Source organism: Halolamina salina, from assembly GCF_042678005.1.
GTDB classification, from domain to species: domain Archaea; phylum Halobacteriota; class Halobacteria; order Halobacteriales; family Haloferacaceae; genus Halolamina; species Halolamina salina.
This window is the reverse complement of sequence record NZ_JBHUDH010000014.1, coordinates 18,886-20,294: the sequence shown is the minus strand read 5'-3', so window position 1 is coordinate 20,294 and position 1,409 is coordinate 18,886. Positions and strand designations below refer to the sequence as shown.

Below are 1,409 nucleotides of genomic sequence, written 5' to 3'. Positions count from 1 at the left end.
CCGCTCGAAGTGGTGGGCTACCTGCGGAACGACGACTGAGGCCCCGGAGTCGGACCGTTTTTGCGCCGCCCGGCCCATCAGTCGGCCATGCAGATCCAGACCGACTCCGCGCTGACCGACGAGCAGCGCGCCATCCGGGACGCCGTCGAGGAGTTCGCCCTCGAGGAGCTCCGCCCCGAGGCCCAGCGGCTCGACGACGAGGAGACGTTCCCCGAGGACGCGTGGGACGACCTCGCCGAACTCGACCTCACCGGGCTGACCGTCCCGACGGAGTACGGCGGCTTCGACGCCGACAGCGCCACCTACGCGGTCGTGAGCGAGGCGGTCGCCTACGGCCACCTCGCGGTCGCGACCGCGCTGTCGGTCCACTGCCTCGCGACCTCCTGTATCGCGGAGTTCGGCAGCGACGAGGTGAAAGAGGAGTGGCTGCCGGAGATGGTCGACGGCCGGCCCGTCGGCGCGTTCTGTCTCTCCGAGCCCGGCGCCGGCTCCAACCCCGCGGAGATGACGACCACTGCGGAGAAGACCGAGGACGGCTACCGCATCACGGGCGAGAAGCAGTGGATCACCAACGGCGAGCGCGCCGGCGTGTACATCGTCTTCGCGAAAACGGATCCCGAGGACCGCGGGTCGATCACGCAGTTCCTCGTCCCCGCCGACTACGACGGCGTCGAAGTCGGGAAGAAGGAGCACAAGCTCGGCCTGCGGGCCAGCGACACGACGGGGATGACGTTCGACGGCGTCGAGGTGCCCGAGAAGTACCGCCTCACCCCGGAAGGGAAGGGCCTCTCGGCGGCGTTCAAGATCCTCACCGGCGGGCGACTGGGGATCGCCTCGCAAGCAGTGGGCGTCGCGCAGGCGGCGCTGGACGAGGCGATCGCCTACGCCGGCGAGCGCGAGCAGTTCGGGAAGCCGATCGGCGACATCGGCGCGATCCGGCAGAAGATCGCCGACATGGCGACGCAGGTGGAGGCCTCACGGCTGCTCTGCCGGGAGGCCGCTCGGCAGGCCGACGCCGGGGAGGATTCGCGGGTGATCGCGTCGATGGCGAAGTACTTCGCGAGCGAGGCGGCGATGGACGTGACCAACGAGGCCGTGCAGATTCACGGCGGCTACGGCTACATGAGCGAGTTCGACGTGGAGCGGTTCTACCGCGACGCGCGGATCACGACGATCTACGAGGGGACCAGCGAGATTCAGAAGACGATCATTGCGCGGGATCTGCTGGATTAGGTGGGTTCGTCGGTGCTACTGTCTCCGTAGGAGGTGACAGCAACAGCAGCTCGATGCTTGGCCACTTGTAACCGCAGGGTGCCGAGCACGAGGCTCGGCACAGCGCCGAGTCCCCACCCCTCCCCCGCGGGCCGGCGACCGCTGCCGGCCCGCGGCGTCCACCGCCACCGCACCGC

2 protein-coding genes are annotated in these 1,409 nt (G+C 69.3%); one reads left to right on the top strand and one right to left on the bottom strand.

The window, feature by feature from the left end:
* Positions 1 to 87 precede the first annotated feature (87 nt).
* Positions 88 to 1,233 carry an acyl-CoA dehydrogenase family protein gene (locus tag ACFR9S_RS02130; RefSeq protein WP_379817967.1) on the top strand — a complete coding sequence of 382 codons (1,146 nt, stop codon included), beginning with the start codon at positions 88 to 90 and terminating at the stop codon, positions 1,231 to 1,233.
* On the opposite strand, the gene ACFR9S_RS02125 is transcribed toward ACFR9S_RS02130, so the two are convergent.
* Positions 1,230 to 1,409: hypothetical protein (locus ACFR9S_RS02125; RefSeq protein WP_379817966.1), on the bottom strand; the 180-nt coding region annotated here is incomplete at its 5' end. The two genes, ACFR9S_RS02130 and ACFR9S_RS02125, sit on opposite strands and share 4 nt — an antisense overlap.

What these genes read in the sequence shown, in the direction of transcription:
- ACFR9S_RS02130 (WP_379817967.1), top strand. Translation starts at nt 88, where the DNA reads ATGCAGATCCAGACCGACTCCGCGCTGACCGACGAGCAGCGCGCCATC.